The 21,094-nt window shown below is 53.6% G+C and carries 19 protein-coding genes; 18 read left to right on the top strand and 1 reads right to left on the bottom strand.

What is annotated here, in order from left to right:
- Positions 1-157: 157 nt before the first annotated feature.
- The 4 genes from DACE_RS06480 to DACE_RS06465 all read left to right on the top strand — a co-directional run bounded on the left by DACE_RS06480 (position 158) and on the right by DACE_RS06465 (position 7,437).
- The gene (locus tag DACE_RS06480) at positions 158-2,677 is read left to right on the top strand and encodes an ATP-binding protein (protein WP_005999490.1); all 2,520 of its coding nucleotides are present in this window, start codon (positions 158-160) and stop codon (positions 2,675-2,677) included.
- A 3-nt stretch (positions 2,678-2,680) separates the two neighbouring features.
- Complete coding sequence (locus tag DACE_RS06475; RefSeq protein WP_005999488.1) at positions 2,681-4,069, top strand: sigma-54-dependent transcriptional regulator; 1,389 nt, start codon at positions 2,681-2,683, stop codon at positions 4,067-4,069.
- 439 nt (positions 4,070-4,508) lie between these two features.
- Complete coding sequence (locus DACE_RS06470) at positions 4,509-6,029, top strand: M16 family metallopeptidase (protein WP_005999486.1); 1,521 nt, start codon at positions 4,509-4,511, stop codon at positions 6,027-6,029.
- On the top strand, positions 6,016-7,437 hold the full coding sequence (locus DACE_RS06465; RefSeq protein ID WP_005999483.1) for a M16 family metallopeptidase: 1,422 nt from the start codon (positions 6,016-6,018) through the stop codon (positions 7,435-7,437). The genes DACE_RS06470 and DACE_RS06465 overlap by 14 nt, the downstream gene beginning before the upstream one ends.
- Before the next feature lie 15 nt (positions 7,438-7,452).
- Here the strand turns inward: DACE_RS06465 and DACE_RS06460 are convergent, their stop codons facing one another.
- Positions 7,453-8,190, bottom strand: a complete 738-nt coding sequence (locus DACE_RS06460; RefSeq protein WP_005999481.1) for a UDP-2,3-diacylglucosamine diphosphatase — start codon at positions 8,188-8,190, stop codon at positions 7,453-7,455.
- 55 nt (positions 8,191-8,245) lie between these two features.
- Between DACE_RS06460 and DACE_RS06455 the strand changes: the two genes are divergently transcribed.
- From DACE_RS06455 to DACE_RS06390, 14 genes are all read left to right on the top strand, one after another.
- Positions 8,246-8,881 carry an epoxyqueuosine reductase QueH gene (locus DACE_RS06455; protein ID WP_005999479.1) on the top strand — a complete coding sequence of 212 codons (636 nt, stop codon included), beginning with the start codon at positions 8,246-8,248 and terminating at the stop codon, positions 8,879-8,881.
- A complete protein-coding gene (locus DACE_RS06450) occupies positions 8,881-10,644 on the top strand; it encodes a chloride channel protein (protein WP_005999477.1) in 1,764 nt (587 codons plus the stop codon). The genes DACE_RS06455 and DACE_RS06450 overlap by 1 nt, the downstream gene beginning before the upstream one ends.
- Positions 10,641-11,168: a TIGR00725 family protein gene (locus tag DACE_RS06445; protein ID WP_005999475.1), complete on the top strand. Its 528-nt coding sequence runs from the start codon at positions 10,641-10,643 to the stop codon at positions 11,166-11,168. The genes DACE_RS06450 and DACE_RS06445 overlap by 4 nt, the downstream gene beginning before the upstream one ends.
- 1 nt (position 11,169) lies before the next feature.
- A complete protein-coding gene (locus tag DACE_RS06440; protein ID WP_040366399.1) occupies positions 11,170-12,213 on the top strand; it encodes a DHH family phosphoesterase in 1,044 nt (347 codons plus the stop codon).
- A gap of 125 nt (positions 12,214-12,338) precedes the next feature.
- Entirely contained in the window at positions 12,339-13,403 is a 1,065-nt protein-coding gene (locus DACE_RS06435) for an N-acetylmuramoyl-L-alanine amidase (RefSeq protein WP_005999472.1), read from the top strand.
- Between the two features lie 120 nt (positions 13,404-13,523).
- Positions 13,524-14,240, top strand: coding sequence for a ribonuclease PH (rph, locus tag DACE_RS06430; protein ID WP_040366444.1), 717 nt, complete (start codon positions 13,524-13,526; stop codon positions 14,238-14,240).
- A 2-nt stretch (positions 14,241-14,242) separates the two neighbouring features.
- Complete coding sequence (locus DACE_RS06425; RefSeq protein WP_005999468.1) at positions 14,243-14,830, top strand: XTP/dITP diphosphatase; 588 nt, start codon at positions 14,243-14,245, stop codon at positions 14,828-14,830.
- 114 nt (positions 14,831-14,944) lie between these two features.
- Positions 14,945-15,844 carry a sensor domain-containing diguanylate cyclase gene (locus DACE_RS06420; RefSeq protein ID WP_005999466.1) on the top strand — a complete coding sequence of 300 codons (900 nt, stop codon included), beginning with the start codon at positions 14,945-14,947 and terminating at the stop codon, positions 15,842-15,844.
- 93 nt (positions 15,845-15,937) lie between these two features.
- Positions 15,938-16,351, top strand: coding sequence for a nucleoside-diphosphate kinase (gene ndk, locus DACE_RS06415; RefSeq protein WP_005999464.1), 414 nt, complete (start codon positions 15,938-15,940; stop codon positions 16,349-16,351).
- Between the two features lie 131 nt (positions 16,352-16,482).
- Positions 16,483-17,511 (top strand): dual-specificity RNA methyltransferase RlmN, encoded by a 1,029-nt coding sequence (rlmN, locus tag DACE_RS06410; protein ID WP_005999463.1) that lies wholly within the window; start codon positions 16,483-16,485, stop codon positions 17,509-17,511.
- A gap of 34 nt (positions 17,512-17,545) precedes the next feature.
- Complete coding sequence (gene mtnP / locus DACE_RS06405; RefSeq protein WP_005999460.1) at positions 17,546-18,418, top strand: S-methyl-5'-thioadenosine phosphorylase; 873 nt, start codon at positions 17,546-17,548, stop codon at positions 18,416-18,418.
- Positions 18,415-19,329, top strand: coding sequence for a PfkB family carbohydrate kinase (locus tag DACE_RS06400; protein ID WP_005999458.1), 915 nt, complete (start codon positions 18,415-18,417; stop codon positions 19,327-19,329). Before mtnP ends, DACE_RS06400 begins: the two co-directional genes overlap by 4 nt.
- A gap of 147 nt (positions 19,330-19,476) precedes the next feature.
- A complete protein-coding gene (locus tag DACE_RS17140; RefSeq protein WP_005999456.1) occupies positions 19,477-20,232 on the top strand; it encodes a tetratricopeptide repeat protein in 756 nt (251 codons plus the stop codon).
- The gene (locus tag DACE_RS06390; RefSeq protein ID WP_005999454.1) at positions 20,232-21,056 is read left to right on the top strand and encodes a purine-nucleoside phosphorylase; all 825 of its coding nucleotides are present in this window, start codon (positions 20,232-20,234) and stop codon (positions 21,054-21,056) included. Before DACE_RS17140 ends, DACE_RS06390 begins: the two co-directional genes overlap by 1 nt.
- The last annotated feature ends 38 nt before the right edge of the window (positions 21,057-21,094 follow it).

The raw sequence follows: 21,094 nt of genomic DNA, 5'->3' as shown, positions 1-21,094 counted from the left end.
CAGTGGGTTATGGTTTGTGCGCTGATGTGTCTAAAGGACTTTCAGGGTGTTGTGCGTTGTTGCGGCGATCAGGGGGTATTTTGCAACTGTTTCATTTTAGCATGAAGTGGTCGAAGATGAGACACCTTGTGGTACCAACTGTCACCGGCGAGTCAATATGGTGTTCGCGGTGCCGGACTGTTATACTGGCGCCATGATAACGCTTACCCTCCATCGTAAAATTCTGTTGGCTTTCCTGGTACTGGCCTTGGTGCCGCTGGTTTTGCTGATTATCAGTGCGTCACGCAGTCTCGACAGTGTTGAAACGCTTGTTCGAGAAGAGGCAACCCAGGCTCTGGACCATCAGGCGGCGCAGGCGTTGTCGCTGCGGGCACAACATGTAGCTCTGCAGGTTGCCGATTTTTTAAGCCGGGTGGAAGCGGATGTCGATACTCTGGCCCTGCTGCCGGTTGATGACAAGTCTTATCAGGCGTTTTATCGCCACCATCAACGTCGTTTGTGGCAAGAGGTTACTGCCGATGGGCAGCGCATTTATACACCCGTTCCGCTTTATCGTGAACTGGTCTTTATCGGCGTGGATGGGGGGGAACGTTTGCATGTGTTACAGGGGCAACCTGCGCCCTTACGTGATCACCGTCTGCAAGATGGTAGCGGGGAGTCTCTGCATGCTTTTTATCGTCGTGCCCGGCAGTTGCAGGGTGATGCGGTGTATGTTTCTCCGTTAATTGGTCGCCATGTGACTCGTGAACAACAGTTGGCCGGGCACACGTATCAGGGGCTGATCCGTTTTTACCGTAAGGTCTATTCTCTTCAGGGGGATTTGCTCGGGGTGGTGATGCTCGCCCTGGATCATCGTCATTTGATGGAGTTTACCCGCCATATCAGTTCTGGCCCGCAACCGTTTGTTTTTGATGCTCGTTATGACGAAGGAAATTACGCGTTCATGTTTGACCGGCAGGGCTGGATGATTGCCCATCCCAAATTGTGGGATATCCGGGGCCTGAATGCATCCGGCCAGTGGGTTGAGGCGTTTCAGGGGGAAGCGGTGCACAAGGATAATGGCCGACGGGCGTACAACCTGTTTGAGGCCGGTGCGATACATCCAAACTATCCGCTGGTCGCGCAACAGGTGCTGTCCGGTCAATCCGGGATTGCCGATGTCACTAATGTCGGCGGTGCCGAAAAGATGATGGCGTTTGCGCCGATTTTCTATCAACCGCGTGGCGAAACCGGACAGCCGGTGTGGGGTGGGGTGACCATTGGCGCTGAGGTGGCTAACTTCCATCGTGCCGCTTTGGCCACCTCGGCGGATATTCGTATCCGTTTTAACCGATTCTGGCGGCAGGGTTGGGCCCTGATTGCCGCAACCGTGCTGGTGTTGTTTGTTGCCGCCCATCTGCTTTCCCGGGGAATCTCCGGGCCGTTGAACCGGCTGATTTTCAGTGCCCGCGGCGTGGCTCAAGGGCGTTTTGCCGCGCCGCTTGAAGTGCATGGCAGCGATGAGGTCGCCACCTTGACCGAAGCGTTTAATCAGATGGTCGAAGAACTGCATATGCGTCGTGAGCGTTTGGCGCGCAGTCTGCAGGCCCTGCGGCGATCGCGCAGTGAAATTCGTCTGGAACGTAATTTTACTCACACGGTGATGGAAAATATCGATACCGGCATCATGACCGTTGATGATCTGGGGCGGGTGACCTCCATGAATCAGGCGGTACAGAAGGTTCTTGGCCTGGAGGGTCGCACTTTGAATCGTTCTCTGGCCCAGGTGTTTGATGGCTATCCGGAAATTGCAGAGACGTTATGTCCGAGTGTTTTGGCCGCTGATGCCCAACAGGGTTGGAGCCGCTATTATGAATGTCAGCGTCAGGGGCGCACCCTGACGTTTCGACTGGCCCTGTTTCCACTGGCACCATCGGCGGATAACGGGCTGATCCTCACGGTTGAAGATTTGACCGAACGTGCCCAGATGCGCACCCGCTTGGCACGCATGGATCGTCTTGCCTCTCTGGGAAGACTGGCTGCCGGTCTGGCCCACGAAATCCGCAATCCGCTGACCGGGATCAGTTTATTACTGGACGATCTGCATGATCGTTTGTTACATACCCCGAAGGATCAAGAACTGATTCGGCGGGCGCTGGAAGAGATGGAACGGCTTGAGGGGTTGGTGGGCGACCTGCTCAAGTTTTCCCGGGTGTCCGCCAGTGAATGCCATCCCGGTGATGTGCGTGCTGTGGTTGAACGTACGCTGGGATTGTTTGAACAGAGTTGTGAGCGTAGCGGGATCTCTCTGGTGCGTGATTATGCCGAAACCCTGCCGCAAATTGCCCTTGATGAACAACGGATGCAGCAAGCTCTGCTTAACCTGTTGCGCAACGCGCAGGAAGCCATGGCTGAGGGCGGGACCCTGACAGTGTCGTTGCTTGCGAATCCCGAACAGGTATGTGTGCGCGTCTGTGATACCGGCGTCGGGATGGACGACGAACAGCGGCGGTTGATTTTTGAACCGTTTTATACCTGCAAAAAAGAGGGTAACGGCCTGGGCCTGGCCATTGTCCACAATATTGTTGCTGAGCACGATGGCCGTATTGAAGTGACCAGTGCGCCAGGGCAGGGCAGTTGCTTTGAGCTGTGCTTTCCCCATTTGCCGCCGCATTTTGATGCAGCGAAGGACGAATAAGGTATGGATAAAATTCTTATTGTCGATGACGAGGCGTTTATTCGCGAGAACCTTGAGCGGATTCTCGGTGAAGACGGTTACCAGCTGTTTGGCTGCGACGGGCCGAAATCGGCATTGCAGATCGCTGAGCAGGAGGAGATCGATCTGGTGCTGTTGGATCTCAACCTTGGTGCGGCGAGCGGATTGGATGTTTTGCAGCAGTTGCAGGCCGTGGATCCGGATATTCTGGTGATTATCATCACCGGCTACGGCACAGTGGAAAGTGCGGTTCAGGCTCTGAAAATGGGGGCCTATGATTACATCAAAAAGCCGTTTAAGTCTGATGCCATCCGCCTCATTGTCAAATTGGCTCTGGAAAAACGCAGCCTGCAGCGCGAGATTCGCCGCTTACGTCGCCGCTCAGAAGCCGATCTTCTGGAGCAGGCCAACATGGTTGGTTCCAGCCCACAGTTGCTGGAAGTGGTGCATCAGGTCGAGGATGTGGCACAGCACGACACGGCAACTGTGTTGATCTGTGGCGAAAGCGGTACCGGGAAGGAGTTGGTTGCGCGGGCAATTCACAATCTGTCATCGCGCCAGCGCCAACCGTTTATCGAAGTCAATTGTGGTTCGTTGCCATTTAACTTGCTGGAGACAGAACTTTTTGGTCACGAAAAAGGGGCGTTTACTGACGCCCATGCCCGTAAAATCGGCCTGTTTGAAGAGGCCAACGGCGGCACCCTGTTTCTCGACGAAATCGGCGAGATGGATATGGCGTTGCAGGTTAAATTGTTGCGGGTGCTCGAAGACCGCAAGATTCGTCGCCTGGGCGGAAACCGCAATATCGATATCGACGTACGGGTGATCGCCGCCACCAATTGCGATCTCAGTGAGGCAATTCAGGAAAAAACGTTTCGTGAAGATCTGTTCTACCGGCTCAATGTCTTCCCGATTACCATGCCGCCGCTGCGTGAACGACGTGATGATATTCCGTTGTTGCTCGACCATTTTCTCAAACGCTACAGCCGCGAGTTCAATCGGCCGGTGCGCGAAATCTCTGCCGAGGCTCTCGGGTTGTTAAGTCGTTACCACTGGCCTGGCAATGTGCGTGAGTTGCGCAATATGGTCGAACGGATCTGCATCATGCACCGTAATGAGGTGATTACTCCGGACATGCTGCCGGTTGAAGTGCGCGGTCCGGCTCCGCAGCAGAATGTTACGCTGGATTGGGTGTTGCCTCCGCAGGGCATGTGTCTTGAGTCGATGGTTGAGGAGCTGGAGACTAAGTTGATTCGTCAGGCACTGGATATGACAGCGGGCAATGTGGCTAAGACCGCCCGGTTACTGAATCTTGCGCGCGGAACGTTACGTTACAAGCTGGAAAAGTATCATCTGCTTGATGAGTCCTCCTGATAAAAAATCTCTCTGCTGCTGGGGTCGCAGGTGATTTTTTTGGGCTCTGAACAGAGCGCACAAGTTTTTTATCTGAGATTCCAGCTATTAAGTGAAAATAAAAAAATTTAGGCTTGCTGAATTTTTTGTTTATGGCTATAGTAACGTCGTCTTTCCAGTAGCCGTGATGACGGTAAGGAGAGGCGCTTTCAGTGTTGCTAAGCCATGACAGGAAACTGTCAGCAACAAGCCGACCCCTTCCCCTTGGGGTCACCGCCCTGTTCCATCCCTCCTCCGGAACAGGGCATTTTTTTGTCTGCTTGCCTTCCGGTACTGCCTTTTTTCTGAATCCAGCCCCCTTTCATAACTGTGTTTATCACGGTTCTCATGCTTATCTTTGCTGTGGTAGACTGCCCGACACACCCAATGATAATGAACCCTTCATGGAGTTGTCTTACCTATGAGAAGGCCGCGTTCACTAAGTTGTTTTTCCGTCCGAACTGTTTTTATCGTGCTGTTGTGCTGCCTGGTTACGTCTTCGCTGTGGGCAGACGATTCTCTTGGCGACAAGGTGCAGCAGTTTACCCTTGAAAACGGTCTGACCCTGCTTGTGGCCGAACGCCACGATTCGCCCACCTTTACAGCGTATATGACCATTGGTGTCGGCTCGGTGAACGAGGTTGGGGACAATCGCGGTGTTGCCCATCTGCTTGAGCATATGCGTTTCAAAGGCACTCGGCAGATCGGTACCCGCGATTTTGCCGCTGAGAAACCGTTGCTGGATAAAATCGAGCAGACCGCAGTGGCTTTGGAGCGTCTTGAACAGCAGCCGCACGCCGATGCTTCCCGCAAACAGGTTATGGTTGATCAACTGCACGCCTTGCAGCAGCAGCATCGCAGTTTAGTGGTCAAAGACGAATTTTCACAGATCTATTCCCGTCATGGCGGGGTGGGGTTTAACGCCTTTACCGGCAAGGATTTGACCAGCTACCTGATCTCATTGCCGACCAACAAGCTGGAGCTGTGGATGTCTCTTGAGGCAGATCGTATGCAGAATGCGGTGTTGCGTGAGTTCTATACTGAGCGCGAGGTTGTGCTCGAAGAGCGGCGCCGCTCTTATGAGAGTCGCCCTGGCGGTATGATGTATGAGGCCCTTCTGGCGACGGCGTTTCGAGTGCATCCCTATCGCCATCCGGTGATCGGTTGGACGTCTGATATTGAAAATCTGACCCTGGCCGAGACCTCCGACTTTCTGCACCGTTACTACGCACCGGTGAACGCGGTGATTGCCATTGTCGGCGATGTTAATGCCGAACAAACTCATCAGTTGGTGGAGCGTTACTTCGGGGGGATGTCGCCGGGTGAGAAAATCCCACCGGTGACTGCAGTTGAGCCGCCACAGCAGGGGGAGCGACGCACCGAAGTGCGTTTTGATGCCGAACCCCAATTGCTGGTGGCGTTTCACAAGCCGACACTGCCGTCACGTGACGACTATACCTTTGATCTGCTCAGCCATCTACTGACTGAAGGACCGCGGTCACGTCTGTACCGTTCGCTGGTGCTGGAGCAGCAACTGGCGACCAAAGTCACCAGTTATTCGGCTCCGGGAGCGCGTTATAACAATCTGTTTGTTGTCAGTCTGACGCCGCGCTCTCCCCATACCACGGCGGAGCTGGAACAGGCCCTCTACCGCGAACTTGAGCTGTTGAAACAACAGCCGGTTAGCGAACAGGAGTTGACGCCGATTCGCAAACAGTTGCGTGCCGATCGCCTGCGTTACCTGAAGAGCAACAATGGGCTGGCCAATATGCTGACCCGTTTTCAGGTGGTTGCCGGTGATTGGCGTTACCTGGTTGATTACGATGAAAACATTGCCCGCATTCACGGTGACGATTTGCAGCAGGTGGCCCAACGTTGGCTGACGAAAGAGAATCGCAGTGTGATCACCCTGGTGCAGGAGGCTGACGATGAAGCACTGTAGATTTTTGATTTGGATTCTTTTGCTGGTGACGGCCTGGCCACTCGCGGCCTTAGGCGCAGCTGGCCGCCCTGATGATCTGGAACTTCCAGAGTTGAAATTTGCCATCGAGTATCCCGAAACGTTTCAGCTTTCCAACGGCATTCAGGTCTATTATCGTCAGGACGCGGAGTTGCCCTTGGTGGATGTGACTATGGTGGTGGAATCGGGTAAAATTACCGCACCGCCGCAAAAGGCCGGGCTGGCCGAGTTGGTAGCGGATAATCTGAAAAAAGGTGGAGCCGGCACGTGGGATGCCGCCGCCTTTGATACGGCACTGGACGCGTTGGCGGCCTCACTTAAAGTGACTGCCGGAACCTACACCACGCGCAGCTCGCTGTCGTTGCTCAAAGAAGATGTACGACCGGGGTTGGCGTTGCTGGCCGCCATGCTGCGCCAGCCGCACTTTGATGCCGAGCGCTTTGAGATCAGCCGCAATCAGATGCTTGAAGGCATTCGCCGCAAGGCGGACCATGGTGCGGCTCTGGCCCGGCAGATTCTGATGTCGCGCCTCTATGCCGGTCATCCATTGGCGGAGTCGCCAACCTTACACAGCGTCGCTGCGATCAGCCGCGAGGATTTACAGGCCAACCATCAGCGTTATTTTGGGCCGTCCAATACGCGCATTGTTTTTACCGGCGATGTGGGCAAGGATACGGCCAAGGCCTTGCTGGAGGAGGCCTTTGGTGATTGGCACCATGACAGTGTGACGCCTGATGTGCCGCCGTTGCAACCACAGGTGCAAGCCGGTGTGGTGCTGGTGGATCGTCCGGTGCCACAGACCACGATACTGCTTGGTGAGCTGGCGATTGAGAAAAACAACCCCGACCTCTATGCCGTTCAGGTGATGAATTATATCCTCGGCGGCGGCGGATTCAGTTCGCGGCTGATGCGGGAGATCCGCTCTAATCGAGGACTGGCCTATTCGGTGTATTCTTATTTTTCCGTGGGACGGCGGCTTCCCGGCGTCTTTATCAGTGCGGCGGAAACCAAGAACGCCTCGGTGGGCGAAGTGGTTGGTCTGATGCACAAGGAGATGGAACGGATCGGGCGAGAGGCGATCAGTGTCGCGGAACTGGAGCAGGCCAAGCAGAGTCTGATCAACTCCTTTGTGTTCGCCTTTGACAACCGTCATGCTCTGGCCACGCGTATTCTCGATCAGGAATTATTTGGCTATCCGGAAGATTATCTGGACCGTTACCGCCAGCGGATTGCTGCGGTGACCATTGACGATGTTCAGCGCGTTGCCCGGCGCTATCTGCATCCTGAACAACAGGTGACGGTGCTGATCGGCGATATTGAGGTGTTGCGCGACACGGTGAAAAGCTGGAATGTGCCGGTCACGGAACGGCGCGTCGAAGATTTGTTATAATGATCTGATCGGGAATCAGGTCGCAGGGTTGGCAGCGGGGTGGTACTCTTCCAGAGTGAAACGGCCGTTTTCGAACTGGCCGTAATGGCAGGTGTCGCCCCAGTTGCCGACAATGGCCATGCTTTTTTTATCTTGTTGCCACAGGTGGGCCTGATGGAAATGGCCGCAGACAAACAGGTCGGCACCCGCGTCTAGGCGTTGTTGAGCCTGATGACGGATCGCCTGTTCCGGGAGGACATATTGGGTTCGTGGCTGGCGACGGCTTTTTTTCTTACTGAGCACGCCGAGAATATCGCCGATTTTCCAAGTGAGATCACCGGGAAAGATGCGGATGAGGAAACGGGCTGCAGCGCTACGGAAGAAACCGCGCAACCACAGGTAACTACGGGTCGGTGCCAAGGTGTCGCCATGGCTTAGTGCGATGGTGGTGTCATCGAGCTGCACGGTGCCGTCATCGGTAAATACCGTCGCTTGCAGAGTTTCGGTAAAAAATGGACCGACATGGAAATCGTGGTTGCCTTCGACCATGACAATGCGTGTACCGCTGGCCTGGAGTTGCTGTAATTCGTGGAGCAGGGGCAAGTAGGCGCTGAACACGCAGTGGCGGTAGCCCACCCAGAATTCGAAAATGTCGCCGAGCAGAATCAGCGTGCGCACCTGTCCCCGCTGTTGCTGAAGAAAGCTGAGCAGGTGGCGGTATGCCGCGTCGTCGGGCCGGATCAGATGGGCATCGGCGATAAACAGATCTTTCATGGCGCGTACTATAGCAGTCGCCCGCAGGGGCGGCAACTGAATTGAGAGAACCTTTATGACCCAGACCTGCCCCAGTCAAGCGACACTGAGCTCTTCGGTGGTCACGTTGAAGCCGAAGATGTTGCTGCACGCCTGCTGTGCGCCGTGCAGTAGTTCGGTGGTGGAACGTCTGCAGGATGATTACGACCTGACGATCTTTTACTACAACCCCAATATTCATCCCGAAAAAGAATATTGTATTCGTCGCGACGAACTGGTGCGCTGGTGTGACAATTTGAACTTGCCGCTGATTGTCAGTGCCTACGAGCCGCAACAGTGGCATGAGCGTATTGCCGGCTATGAACAGGAACCGGAGCGTGGCGAGCGCTGTACTCTGTGCTATCAGATGCGTCTCGAACGCACCGCTGAGCAAGCGGTGGCTGGAGGCTTTGATCTGTTCTGTACGGTGTTGTCCATCTCGCCGCATAAAGATGCTCCGCGTATCAATCGTCTCGGGTGTGATGTGGCACAGCGGTTCGGCTCGGTATTTTATCAGGCCGATTTTAAGAAAAAGGGGGGCTTTCAGCGCAGTCTGGAGTTGTCTCGCGAGTGGGGGTTTTACCGACAGAATTACTGTGGTTGTTGTTACTCTCTGGCCGAAAGTGAACAGCGCCGAGCGCAGCGCCAGAACAAACGTGGAGAGCGTAACTGATGGTGACTACCCGCAGTCGTGTGTTTTCTCCCCGTGAACGGATGCGCGGTCATGGCTGGCGGATTGTGTTTTTACTGCTGATTGCCGCGACCATTGGCGTGGTCACCGGTACCCTGGCTGTGGCGTTTCGCTATCTATTGCTGGAAACGACGGCGCTCTTCTGGGGGGAATCCTACGATCTGGTCGCGGCGACCGCCGCCATGCCCTGGTATCTGGTGGTGGCGATTCCGGTGGCCGGGGGATTGATCCTCGGCCCGATTCTGGAACGTTTTGCACCGGAGGCGCGTGGAGCCGGAGTGCCGGAAGTGATCGAATCCGTGGTGACACGTGAGGGCAATATCCGCCATCGTACCACCCTGTTTAAAATGTTCTGTACCACCTTGTCGCTGGGCTGCGGTGCTTCGGTCGGACGTGAAGGACCGGTGGTGCATATCGGCTCATCGGTCGGTTCTTCACTGGCTCAGCTGATGAAGTTGTCTCCGGAGTGGAAACGGGTGTTTTTGGCGTGTGGGGCGGCTGCCGGTATTGCCGCAACCTTTAATGCACCCATGGCCGGGATGCTGTTTGCCGCAGAGATTATCCTGGTTGATTTTCAGATCAACTATTTGAGTCAGATCGCTGTCTCCGCGGTTACGGCGACAGTGGTTTCCCACCGCTTCCTCGGTTCGTTTCCCACCTTTGATGTTCCTGCTTTCCAACTGCTCAGTTATTGGGAGATCCCCCTCTATCTTATCCTCGGTGTTCTGGCCGGGTTTCTGGCGATTGTGTTTATTCAGCTGATCAATCGGGTTGAGGATAGCTGCAATCTGATGAAGCTGCCGCTGTGGTCTCGTCCGGCGCTGGGAGGCGTTTTGGTCGGTGGTCTGGCCTTGCTGTCTCCCTATGTGCTGGGTGTTGGTTATCAGGCGATCAATGAGGTGTTAACCGCCGATCTGGTGCCGGCAGTGATGGTGGCGATACTGCTTGCCAAGCTGGCGGCCACGGCGATTTCAGTTGGGGTCGGTTTTTCCGGGGGCATTTTTGCGCCGTCGCTGGTGTTGGGCGGTCTGCTCGGTGGTCTGTTCGGCTGTCTGGCGCAGGCGTTTGCGCCCCATCTGGTCGCCGAATTTCCGGTTTACGCTCTGGTGGGGATGGCCGCCATGGTCAGTGGCACGACTCTGGCGCCGATTACGGCGATTTTTACCATTTTCGAACTGACCTATAATTTTGAAATTATCCTGCCGCTGATGACCAGTTGCATTGCCAGTCTGGTGATTGTCCAGTCGTTTTACGGCTTGTCGATCTATGAAACACGTCTGGTGCGGCGTGGGGTTAAAATCGTCCGTGGTCGTGACATCAACCTGCTGCGTTCTTTGCTGGTGGCGGATTACATGGAGCAGGACTTTGAGCAGATTGATGAGCGGATGCCGCTGGGACAACTGGTGGCACTGGCTCAGGAGAGCAGTTATCCCCATTTTGTTGTGGTGAATGATGAGGGCCGTATGGTCGGTATGGTGTCCATGCGCGACTTGAAAGCCTGTCTGAGCGAAATGGGTGAGTTGTGCGAACTGGTGGTGGCGTCCGAGATCATGACGCATAAGGTGATCACCATCACGGCGCAGCAGAATCTTGAAGCGGCTTTTGAACTGTTCGAGAAAAAACCGATTTCAACGTTGCCGGTGGTGAGCACGCGTGATGGGCAACATGTGGTGGGCGTGCTCAAGAAAACCACCCTAATTCATGCCTACAATCAGAATATTCTCAAGATCGGAGTGGAGTCATGACCTTTTCGCCACAGCAGACAACATCCCCGCTGGTCGCTGTTATTGGTGGTGGCACAGTCACGGCGGAACAGTACCAACTGGCACGTCAGGTTGGTTACACATTGGCCCAGGCTGGGGTGGATGTGGTGTGTGGCGGTCTTGGCGGGGTGATGGAGGCGGTCTCTCGCGGGTGTCGCGAGGGCGGTGGTCACGTCATTGGGTTATTGCCGGGTAATGATGCCGATGACGCAAATCCGTGGGTGAGTTATCCATTGCCGACCGGACTCGGCCATGCCCGCAACATGCTGGTGGCGCAGTCGGCACCGGTTGTTATTGCCATTGCCGGTGAGTATGGTACGTTGTCCGAATTGGCCATTGCTCTTAAAACCGGACGGGTGGTGGTGACGTTGGAAGGATGGCAGGATATTCCCGGAGTATGTTGTGCGCATGATGCCGATCAGGCTGCTGCGCTGGCTCTGGAGACGCTCATTGCACAAGGATATCTTCAATCCGCCAGTGGATCGGCGGGAGATGAGGGGAACTGAAATGGATTTGCAGCGCTCACTGGAAATCAGTGAACGGATGATCGAAAAGGTTCGTGGTAAGCGCAATGTCTTGATTGTTGCCCACGACAATCCGGACCCGGATGCGTTGGCCGCCGCCTATGCTTTGAGTCACCTGTTTCTGGTGAAAGCCGGGCAAAATGCGGTGATTGCCAGTGGCGGAATTGTTGGTCGGCGGGAAAATCGTACCATGGTTGAAAAGCTTGAAATCAATGTGGTACCGATGAACAAAATTGACCGGTGTCAGTATGATGTGGTGTGCATGGTGGACAGTCAGCCGGGAACCGGTAACAGTACACTGCCGGATGATTGCCGGGTTGATATTATTGTCGATCACCATCCGCAACGGGTCGAGGTGGCGGACAATATGCTTGTTGATATCCGTAACGATTACGGTGCTTGCGCCACGATTCTTTACGAATACCTTCTTGCCCACGATGTTTACCTGGGAACCCGCTTGGCCACGGCCATGTTTTACGCCATCCGTTCCGAAACACAAGACCTGGGACGTGAATGGTTTCCCCCGGATCGTAAAGCCTATCAGGAGCTGCTCAGCCTGAGTAATAACCGTATTCTCTTCGATATCGCTCATGCCAAAGTGCCACGTAACTATTTTCTCAATTTTAACCGAGCACTGGAATCGGCACGCATTTTCCATGATGTGTTGGTGTTTAATCTGTTCGAGGTGGATCATCCCGATATGGTAGCCGAGATGGCCGACTTTTTGTTGCGCATGGAGGGGGTTGGCGTTGTGCTCGGCATGGGCTGCTGTGATCAGGAGGAGGTGTTGTCGCTCCGTCTGGATCGCGAAGAGCTGTTTGCCGGGAAAATTATCCGCACCGTTGTTGAGGGGCTTGGTTCTGCGGGCGGTCACGGCATGATTGCCGGTGGACAAATTCGGCCGATGACGGGGAATCGTGCTGTTCAGAAAGAACTTGAGAACACCTTGATCAAGCGCCTGCTCAAAGAGTTGGACTATGAACCGGTCAAAGGGCGACGCCTGCTGGCTGGTGACTGCAACAATTGACAGCGCGTAGAGCGGTGTATAAGATGACCTCTTTCGCAATCAGGACCCGGATAACAGTGTTGTTCTTTCCTCTTGGTTTCCACTCCTGGTTTCATGAATCAAACTATTTCGTTGATGGTTGAACCATGCGTCGTTTTTTACTGGTGCTGATTGTACTGCTGTGGACATCCCAGGCGTGTTTTGCCGCGGTTGAGCTGTCCCGTGAAGGCAAGCCCCCGCAACTATTATCCGAAGTTTATCATCATCAGGGGATGCCGTATCTGGCCATTGACGATGTGCTTCCGGCCTTGGGTTTGCGTGGGTATTGGAATTCCGTGGCGCATCAGTATGTGATTTCGACACCGTCCGGTAAAGCCACTTTTTTCCCCGGTGGACAGTATCTGAAATTGGGAGAACGCTTTTTGCCGATCACCCACCCGGCACGTTTTATTGACGGCCGTTTACGGGTCAGTGAAAATTTTGTCCTTGAACAGCTGGGCACTCTTTTGCCCTATGCCCTTTATTATCGCAATCTGGATCCTGAACTCGCGGTTCCGGAATCATCTGAAGGTGCCCTGGATAAATTATTTGCTTTTTTGCTGCAGAAGAAGAAAGCGAGCACCGAACCGGCTCTGCGTGCTGTGGCCATTGATCCCGGACATGGTGGCGAAGAAACCGGTGCCATCGGCCTCAACGGTGTCAAAGAGAAAAATATTGTTCTCGATGTTGCCCAACATCTGGAAAAACAGGTGAAAATGAAGCTGGGCATTCCGGTTTATCTCAGCCGCAACGACGATTATTCTCTCAGTTTTGATCAGCATTTACAGAGCGCGCGCCACGATAACGTCGATGCCTTTTTGTTGTTGCATGCCCAGGCCTCGTTAAGTCCGCAGCCGCATGGCATTCACCTCTATGTGCGTCCCGGTGAGGACAGTTTCAGTGCGTCAATGCCATCGGCTCAAGACAAACCGAGCAGCATGATGCTGGCGCTGCGTTTGAGCGAGGCGTTGCGCGACGCTGGATTTCAGGTGCAGGAAGTGACGCAGGCGCCGTTGTTGCCTCTGGTGCCTGGTGACCTGCCGACGGTTTTGATCGAATTGGGTTATCTGTCCCATCAGGGAGATTACGATCTGTTAACCCGTGAAGATGGTCAGGCCCGACTTGCCGCCGCATTGTTTGCCGGTTTGCAGAAATTTGCTTCTCAGCCTTGAACCCTTGGTTGGGATCACTATTTAAAGTCGTGCTTTTTCAAGAGCGTGTTCACAAAAAGAAACAACCTTAATCCTAAATAAATCATGGCGTCGCAGGACGCCGGGAGTTCGATAATGATGATACGTGCCGATCAACGTCAACCCGATCAATTACGTCCGGTAACTTTTCAACGTGGTTATACCCGCTATGCAGAAGGCTCTGTGTTGGTCTCCTTTGGCGATACTGTTGTGTTGTGTAATGCCACGGTTGAGGAGAGTGTGCCTCCATTTATGCGTGGTGAAGGGCGCGGCTGGGTCACGGCGGAATATGCCATGCTGCCCAGAGCAACCCACAGCCGTAATTCTCGAGAAGCTGCGCGTGGCAAAGTCGGGGGGCGCACCCATGAAATTCAACGGCTTATCGGTCGTGCGTTACGCGCCGTGATCGATTTTGATGCTCTTGGCGAACGGACCATCCGGCTGGATTGTGATGTGCTTCAGGCCGATGGCGGTACGCGTACCGCTTCCATTACCGGAGCTTATGTGGCGTTGGCTGAGGCCGTGAATGGTCTGCTGCGCGACGGTGTGTTGACGGTTTCTCCGCTTAAAGATTCGTTGGCCGCCATCAGTGTCGGTATTGTCGATGGCCAGCCGTTGCTCGATCTGAATTATGGCGAAGACTCCAAGGCCGATGTTGATATGAATATCGTCATGACCGGTTCCGGTGCCTTTGTTGAAGTTCAGGGGACAGCGGAAGCCGAACCCTTTACTGCCCAGCAGCTTGATGCCATGCGTGCACTGGCCATGAAGGGGTGTGCTGAATTGGCCGGAATGCAGCGGGCAGCTCTGGAGGGGTAACCATGCAGTTGGTTGTGGCGACACAGAATCAGGGGAAGTTGAAAGAGATCCGCCGTGTTCTGGCGGATTGTGGCATTGAGGTGGTCGGCATGGACTCCTTTGCCGACTTGGTCCCAGCGCAGGAGGATGGCGAGACCTTTGCTGATAACGCCCACAAGAAAGCCCTTGCCATTGCCCGGCAGACCGGCATGCTGTGTTTGGCCGATGATTCCGGACTGACGGTTGCTGCTCTGGATGGTCGCCCTGGGGTTTATTCAGCCCGTTATGCCGGCGAGGGTTCCACGGATGCCCAGAATAATGCGTTGTTAATCGAGGAATTGGCTGGTGTGCCTGAACCGCGACGACAGGCGGCGTTTTGGTGCGTGATGGCTCTGTGTACCCCTGATGACGACTGTCAGTTGTTTGAGGGGCGTATTGAAGGCCGGATTCTTGACCAGGCTCAAGGCCAGGGCGGGTTTGGCTATGACCCGTTGTTCTTTGTCGAATCCCACGGTTGTACCATGGCAGAGTTGCCGCTGGATGAGAAGAATCGGATCAGTCACCGTGGACAGGCGTTGCAAAAAGTTGTTGCCGCACTGAAATCACTGTAATATCGTACTGGTGCCCGGCCTCCAGGTGTGGTATAAGAAAATTTGTCAATGAATTGACAGTCTTAATTAACGATAGAATTTCATGTGAAAGCGTGTCTGACAGAGGGAATGCCAATGACTATTGATTCGTCCAGCTATAAGCAGATTTTGGATAACCTGTCTGAGCCGGTTTATTTTGCCGATACGGACAGACGGATTTTATATTGGAATAACGCAGCGGAACAGCTGACCGGATATGCGGCGGAAGAAGTGATTGGCTCTCTGTGCAAGGATGGTCCCTTGCATCATGTGGATGTCAAGAATGTGCCCTTGTGTGAAAACTATTGTCCGCTGAAGACCTGCATTGATACCGGTCTGCCTCAGGAAAAACTGGTATTTGTCGCACACAAGGATGGGCGTCGCTTGCCGATCTTTGTTAAAACCAGTGCCGTGTTTGACGCTAATGGTAAAGTGGTTGGCGCAGTTGAGACTTTTTCCGATGCTACGGAAATGCTTGAGATGCGCGAACTCAACAGCGAGTTGCGGCGTCAGACCCACCTGGATGCCTTGACAGGCATTCCCAACCGTCAGGCGTTTATGGACGCCATGGATCGTGAATGGTTCCGGTTCAAGCGCTACAAGACACCGTTCTCTGTTCTGGCTCTTGATGTCGACTATTTCAAGCAATTCAATGATGCCTATGGCCGTTCAACCGGTGACAAAGTGTTGCAGTGGTTGGTGAAGCGGTTGCGGTCCTCATTGCGTCGTGCGGATATTCTGGGGCGGATCGAAGGGGACAAGTTCATGATTCTGTTGTCCTACTCGAATCGCAAGTCGACGATGAAAGTCGCCAACATGGTGCTGGATATTATTCGTCGTGAGCCGTGTCTTGATCTGCCTATTGCCATGACGGTCAGCATCGGTGCTGTAACGATTGAAGAAAATGAGACCATGGATCAATTGATGGACCGAGTGGAAAAAGCGCTGGAACGTTCCAAGGAGATGGGGCGCAATCAAGTGACCTTCTGGGGTTGATCCGGGCTTGACTTTTAGCAGCGGTGATGCTAAAAGCCTGCTTTCTGATTGGATATTTAACGATAACGTTCATGATTTGGAGGATCGCCCACCATGGAAAGAACTTTTGCTATCATCAAGCCTGATGCATTCGCCGCTGGATCTGCCGGTAAAATCATTGCCCGCATTTACGAAGAAGGTTTTAAGATTGTTGGTCTGAAAAAACTCTATATGAGCAAAGTTGAAGCTGAAGGTTTCTACTATGTGCATAAAGAGCGCCCCTTCTTTGGCGAGTTGACTGATTTTATGAGCAGTGGTCCCTGCGTTGTTATGGCTCTTGAAGCGGACAATGCCATTGCCAAATGGCGTGATCTTATGGGTGCCACCAATCCGGCCGAAGCTGCTGAAGGTACGCTGCGCCGCGAATTCGGTAGCAGCATTGGCGAGAATGCTACCCACGGTTCCGATGCTCCGGAAACAGCTGCTTTTGAGCTGTCTTACTTCTTCAACGGCTTGGAGCTGCTGTAAGAAGAGCTCCCGGTAAGCCTTGAGTAATCGAAGCCCTTCGGATACAATCCGGAGGGCTTTTTTAATTCTGATGGGATTCGTCGGTGAACCTGTCATATGATGGATAACGGACTGTTTTTGAAAGTGGTAATGTGGAAAAGCTTGATCTGAAAAATTTCAGCCCTGACGAACTTCTTGAGTTTTTATCCGGTATGGGCAAAGAGCGTTTTCGCTGTGAGCAGTTGCTGCGCTGGATTTATAAGCGTGGCGTCACAGATCTCGACGAAATGACCGATCTGTCCAAAACGCTGCGCGCGGAGCTTAAAGAAAAATCATACATCTCCGATTGGCAACCTGAAGTGGTGGAAACCAGCGCCGACGGCACGCGTAAATATCTGTTTCGTCTTGACGACGGTCAAAGTATCGAGACGGTGCGCATCCCCATGGACAATGACCGATCGACCCTGTGCATTTCCTCCCAGGTTGGTTGCGCCATGGATTGCGATTTTTGCGTGACCGGTTCTTTTGGTTTCATCCGCAACCTCACCGCTGCTGAGATTGTCAATCAGGTGTGTGCTGTGGCCAAAGAGGGCTCGATCAATAATATCGTTCTGATGGGTATGGGGGAACCGCTGCATAACCTTGACAATGTGGTGCGGGCTCTGAAGATCTTTTACGCGGCAGCCGGGTTTGATTACAGCTCGCGCAAAGTGACGTTATCCACCTGTGGTCTGGTGCCGCAGATGAAGGAATTGGGCGAACGGATTGTCGTCAACCTGGCGGTATCACTCAATGCAACCACCAATGAGGTACGTGACAAGCTGATGCCGATTAATCGCCGTTATCCTCTCGAAGAGTTGATGGATGCCTGCCGCCGCTTTCCCATGGCGTCTCATCGGCGGATCACCTTCGAATATATCCTTATCCGGGATCTCAATGATTCATTGGCCGATGCTAAACGGCTGGTCAAATTGATGCACGGCATTCGTGGCAAGATTAATCTGATTCCGTTTAACGAGCATGAGGGTAGCCCTTACCGTTGCCCGGACCAAGCAACCATTGAGGCGTTTCAGACCTACCTGCTCAACCGGGATATCGTGGCAATCCGGCGAGCCAGTAAAGGGCAGGATATTTCGGCGGCGTGTGGACAGCTCAAAGGGAAATTGGAAAAACAGTCATAACAAAAATAATATGCGACCAACCAAGGAGAATGACATGGCGCAAGCGGTGATAGGAGTGATCGGCGGCAGCGGCCTGTATGAAATGGAAAACCTGCAACAGGTGGAGGAAGTTCGCCTGCAGACCCCTTTTGGAGAACCTTCGGATGCCTATATTACCGGTATGCTCGGTGATGTAAAGTTGGTGTTTTTACCGCGCCATGGGCGTGGCCATCGCCTGTTGCCCTCGGAAGTGCCGTATCGGGCTAATATTTATGGGATGAAGATGCTCGGGGTGGAACAGATTATCTCGGTGTCTGCGGTTGGCAGTATGAAAGAAGAGATTGTTCCCGGTCATATTGTTATCCCCGACCAGTTTTTCGATCGTACCACCAAACGGGCATCGACCTTTTTTGGTGACGGCGTTGTCGGTCATATTCAGTTTGCTGACCCGGTGTGTCCGTCGTTGTCCGAGATTATTCACGATGCTGCGCACAAGGCCGGAGCGACTGTGCATAACGGGGGAACCTACATCTGTATCGAAGGGCCGAACTTTTCGACCCGCGCCGAATCGCTGGTATTTCGCAGTTGGGGTGTTGACGTTATCGGTATGACCAACCTTCCCGAAGCACGGTTGGCCCGCGAAGCGGAAATCTGCTATGCCACGGTGGCGCTGGCCACCGATTATGATTGCTGGCATCAGGATCACGACGACGTGTCTGTTGAGGCTGTTATCGAAGTGATCCATCAAAATGTGGCCATGGCAAAAAAAATTGTTGCGGAAGCGGCCACGTTGATTGGAGAGAAAAAAGCCTGCGGTTGTGGCGAGGCACTGAAATATGCGGTGATGACCGATCCCGGTCAAATTCCGGCGGCAACCCGTCAACGTCTTGATCTGTTGCTCGGGCATTATCTGGAGGAAAAGTCATGAGTATTCTGGTCGTTGGGTCCGTTGCCTTTGACAGTGTTGAGACCCCGTTTGGTAAAGCGGATGATGTTTTGGGCGGCTCGGGCACCTATTTTTCGACGTCGGCGAGTTTTTTTACCGATGTGAATCTGGTGGCTGTGGTTGGTGAGGATTTTCCTTCCGAACATGTTGATTTCCTGCGTTCGCGAAATATTGACCTGACCGGACTGACCACGGCACCAGGAAAAACTTTCCGCTGGGCCGGCAGCTACGGTTATGACCTCAATGAAGCTACCACCCTTGATACCCAGCTCAATGTGTTTGCCAGTTTCAGCCCGCAGTTGCCGGAAGCTTATCTTGATGCGGATTACGTTTTTCTCGCCAACATTGATCCCGAGCTGCAACTGGATGTTCTCAAGCAGGTGGTGCGGCCTAAACTGGTGGCCTGTGACACCATGAACTTCTGGATTGAGGGCAAGCGTGATGCCCTGATAAATACTCTCAAATATGTTGATGTGCTGCTGATCAACGAAGGTGAAGTACGCCAACTGGCCGCTGAGGCCAATGTGGTGAAAGCAGCACAGAAGGTTCTGGACATGGGACCGAAAACTCTGGTGGTAAAACGGGGCGAGTATGGTGCCCTGATGTTTACCGAGCATGGCGTGTTCTCGGCTCCGGCGTATCCTCTGGAGAATGTTTTTGATCCCACCGGAGCCGGTGATACTTTTGCCGGTGGTTTTATGGGCTATCTGGCAGGCGTGCAGGATATGTCTGATGCCGCCATGCGTCAGGCAATCATTTTCGGTAGTGTTATGGCATCGTTCAATGTTGAGATGTTCAGTCTGGAACGGATGAAGAGTTTGGAATATGCGGAGATTGAGGACCGTTACCGTAAATTCCAGTTGTTGACCCGTTTTTCCGGAATTGATGAATAACCCGGTACAACAGAATATGTCACTCAATGGTGGCATGGGTTGTGACCGTGGTTGGTTTCTTCATAAGGGTGGCTTATTCTCATGTGATATGGGTTACTCTTGTGTCAAGAAAAATTTGTATAGTGACCTACCAGAACGGGAGTCTTAATGATGCGTCTGATTGTCTGGAGTGTGCTGATGGTTGCCCTTGTTGTCGGCGGTTGTGGCCCGACGACAAAACCGAAAGATGAAGTGCGTGCTCACCACAAGATGGGGCAATCCTATCTGGCGAGGAAAGAATACAGCAAAGCCCTGAACGAATTGCTGACGGCAGAAAAACTGGCACCGGATGATGCCGCTATTCAGGCTAACTTGGCAGAAGCGTATTATGGTAAACGCGCCTACGAGCTGTCGGAACAACATTTCAAAGAATCTCTTTTGTTGGATCCCGATAACCCCAATGTTGAGAATAACCTGGCCGCCCTGTACCTGGATATGCAGCGTTGGGATGATGCCGCCCACCTGTTTCGCAAGGTGTCGGACAACCTGCTGTTCCCCTTCCGGGTGCGCTCTCTGACAGGCCTAGGCTTGGCCTATCAACGTGGCGGCAATTATATCAAAGCGATTCTGGCGTTTAACGAAGCCCTTGAAAGCGCGCCAGGCAGTACCGGCATCATGGCGTTGCAGGCCCAGACCTATATGCGGATGGCGAAATATGACTTGGCCCGCACGCAGTTGAAAAAAGTCTTGAAGTTGGCCCCGGAGTTCTCTGCAGCGCGTCTGATGCTCGGTGAGTGTTATCTCTACCTGGAGGATAATGAGGCGGCTGCTGAACAATTCCGTGAGGTGGCCAACCGTGAAGACGGCACTGAACGCGGTGACAAAGCGCGTGAATATCTGAAGCTGTTACAGGATCCGTCCTGATGGTTGGACCGTCGGCAAAACCCGCCGCATGGCATCCGCGCCTGGCCGGGGTCGCTCCCTGTGAGACGGCGATTATTCTCGGTTCAGGCTGGAGTAGTTGGGCTGAAAACCTGGTGATTGAATGCTCTCTGGACTATTCAGAGGTTTTTCGAACTCAGGAGAATTCTATTGCCAACGTGCCCGGTCATGCCGGTAAGCTGCATGTTGCTACCTGGGGTGAGTGTCGCCTGCTGGTGTTTCAGGGCCGGTTTCATCTTTATCAGGGGCTTACGGCAGCTCAGGTTTCGCAAACGGCGCAGTTGGCCCATGCCATGGGGACCCAACGTCTGGTTTTAACCAATGCCGTTGGCGGTATTGCTCCGGAATTGATGGCTGGTAGTTTTGTTATTATTAAAGATCATCTCAATTTCCAGGGTGATAACCCGTTACGAGGTCTCTCGCCCAGTCCATTTATTGATCTGTGCAATCTCTATTGCACCGATTTTTATCCGGATTTGAAAATTTGGGCCGACCAGCAGGGGATCGCGCTGCATCGGGGAGTGCTCGCCGCGGTTGTCGGCCCCAGTTATGAAACCCCGGCTGAAATCCGTGCCTTGGAACGGTTGGGTGCCGACGTGGTATCTATGTCCATGGTGCCCGAAGCGATCATGGCTCGTTATCTCGGTCTTGAGGTGGTGGGGCTCTCGCTGGTCACCAATCCTGCGGCAGGGCTCAGTACTGACCCCCTCCAGCACCAGGAAGTGCTGCAGTGCGGACAGGATGCTCAGGCTCATTCCTCTTTATTGCTAGACCAATTGTTGTCGTACTGGACCGCTGCCCACTAGTCTCGCCCCTCAAATACCTTGCTGCATGTTTCCGCTCG

Source organism: Desulfuromonas acetoxidans DSM 684 (assembly GCF_000167355.1).
Classification (GTDB): Bacteria; Desulfobacterota; Desulfuromonadia; order Desulfuromonadales; family Desulfuromonadaceae; genus Desulfuromonas; species Desulfuromonas acetoxidans.
The sequence above is the reverse complement of the archived record's forward strand: the minus strand, read 5'-3'. Positions and strand labels throughout refer to the sequence as shown.

Coding starts and splice junctions, on each gene's coding strand:
- DACE_RS06400 (WP_005999458.1), top strand. CDS start 18,415: ATGAGTATTCTGGTCGTTGGGTCCGTTGCCTTTGACAGTGTTGAGACC.
- DACE_RS06480 (WP_005999490.1), top strand. CDS start 158: ATGGTGTTCGCGGTGCCGGACTGTTATACTGGCGCCATGATAACGCTT.
- DACE_RS06390 (WP_005999454.1), top strand. CDS start 20,232: ATGGTTGGACCGTCGGCAAAACCCGCCGCATGGCATCCGCGCCTGGCC.
- DACE_RS06435 (WP_005999472.1), top strand. CDS start 12,339: ATGCGTCGTTTTTTACTGGTGCTGATTGTACTGCTGTGGACATCCCAG.
- DACE_RS06460 (WP_005999481.1), bottom strand. CDS start 8,190: ATGAAAGATCTGTTTATCGCCGATGCCCATCTGATCCGGCCCGACGAC.
- DACE_RS06455 (WP_005999479.1), top strand. CDS start 8,246: ATGACCCAGACCTGCCCCAGTCAAGCGACACTGAGCTCTTCGGTGGTC.
- DACE_RS06450 (WP_005999477.1), top strand. CDS start 8,881: ATGGTGACTACCCGCAGTCGTGTGTTTTCTCCCCGTGAACGGATGCGC.
- DACE_RS06420 (WP_005999466.1), top strand. CDS start 14,945: ATGACTATTGATTCGTCCAGCTATAAGCAGATTTTGGATAACCTGTCT.
- DACE_RS06440 (WP_040366399.1), top strand. CDS start 11,170: ATGGATTTGCAGCGCTCACTGGAAATCAGTGAACGGATGATCGAAAAG.
- DACE_RS06465 (WP_005999483.1), top strand. CDS start 6,016: ATGAAGCACTGTAGATTTTTGATTTGGATTCTTTTGCTGGTGACGGCC.
- DACE_RS06445 (WP_005999475.1), top strand. CDS start 10,641: ATGACCTTTTCGCCACAGCAGACAACATCCCCGCTGGTCGCTGTTATT.
- DACE_RS06475 (WP_005999488.1), top strand. CDS start 2,681: ATGGATAAAATTCTTATTGTCGATGACGAGGCGTTTATTCGCGAGAAC.
- DACE_RS17140 (WP_005999456.1), top strand. CDS start 19,477: ATGATGCGTCTGATTGTCTGGAGTGTGCTGATGGTTGCCCTTGTTGTC.
- DACE_RS06425 (WP_005999468.1), top strand. CDS start 14,243: ATGCAGTTGGTTGTGGCGACACAGAATCAGGGGAAGTTGAAAGAGATC.
- mtnP (WP_005999460.1), top strand. CDS start 17,546: ATGGCGCAAGCGGTGATAGGAGTGATCGGCGGCAGCGGCCTGTATGAA.
- ndk (WP_005999464.1), top strand. CDS start 15,938: ATGGAAAGAACTTTTGCTATCATCAAGCCTGATGCATTCGCCGCTGGA.
- DACE_RS06470 (WP_005999486.1), top strand. CDS start 4,509: ATGAGAAGGCCGCGTTCACTAAGTTGTTTTTCCGTCCGAACTGTTTTT.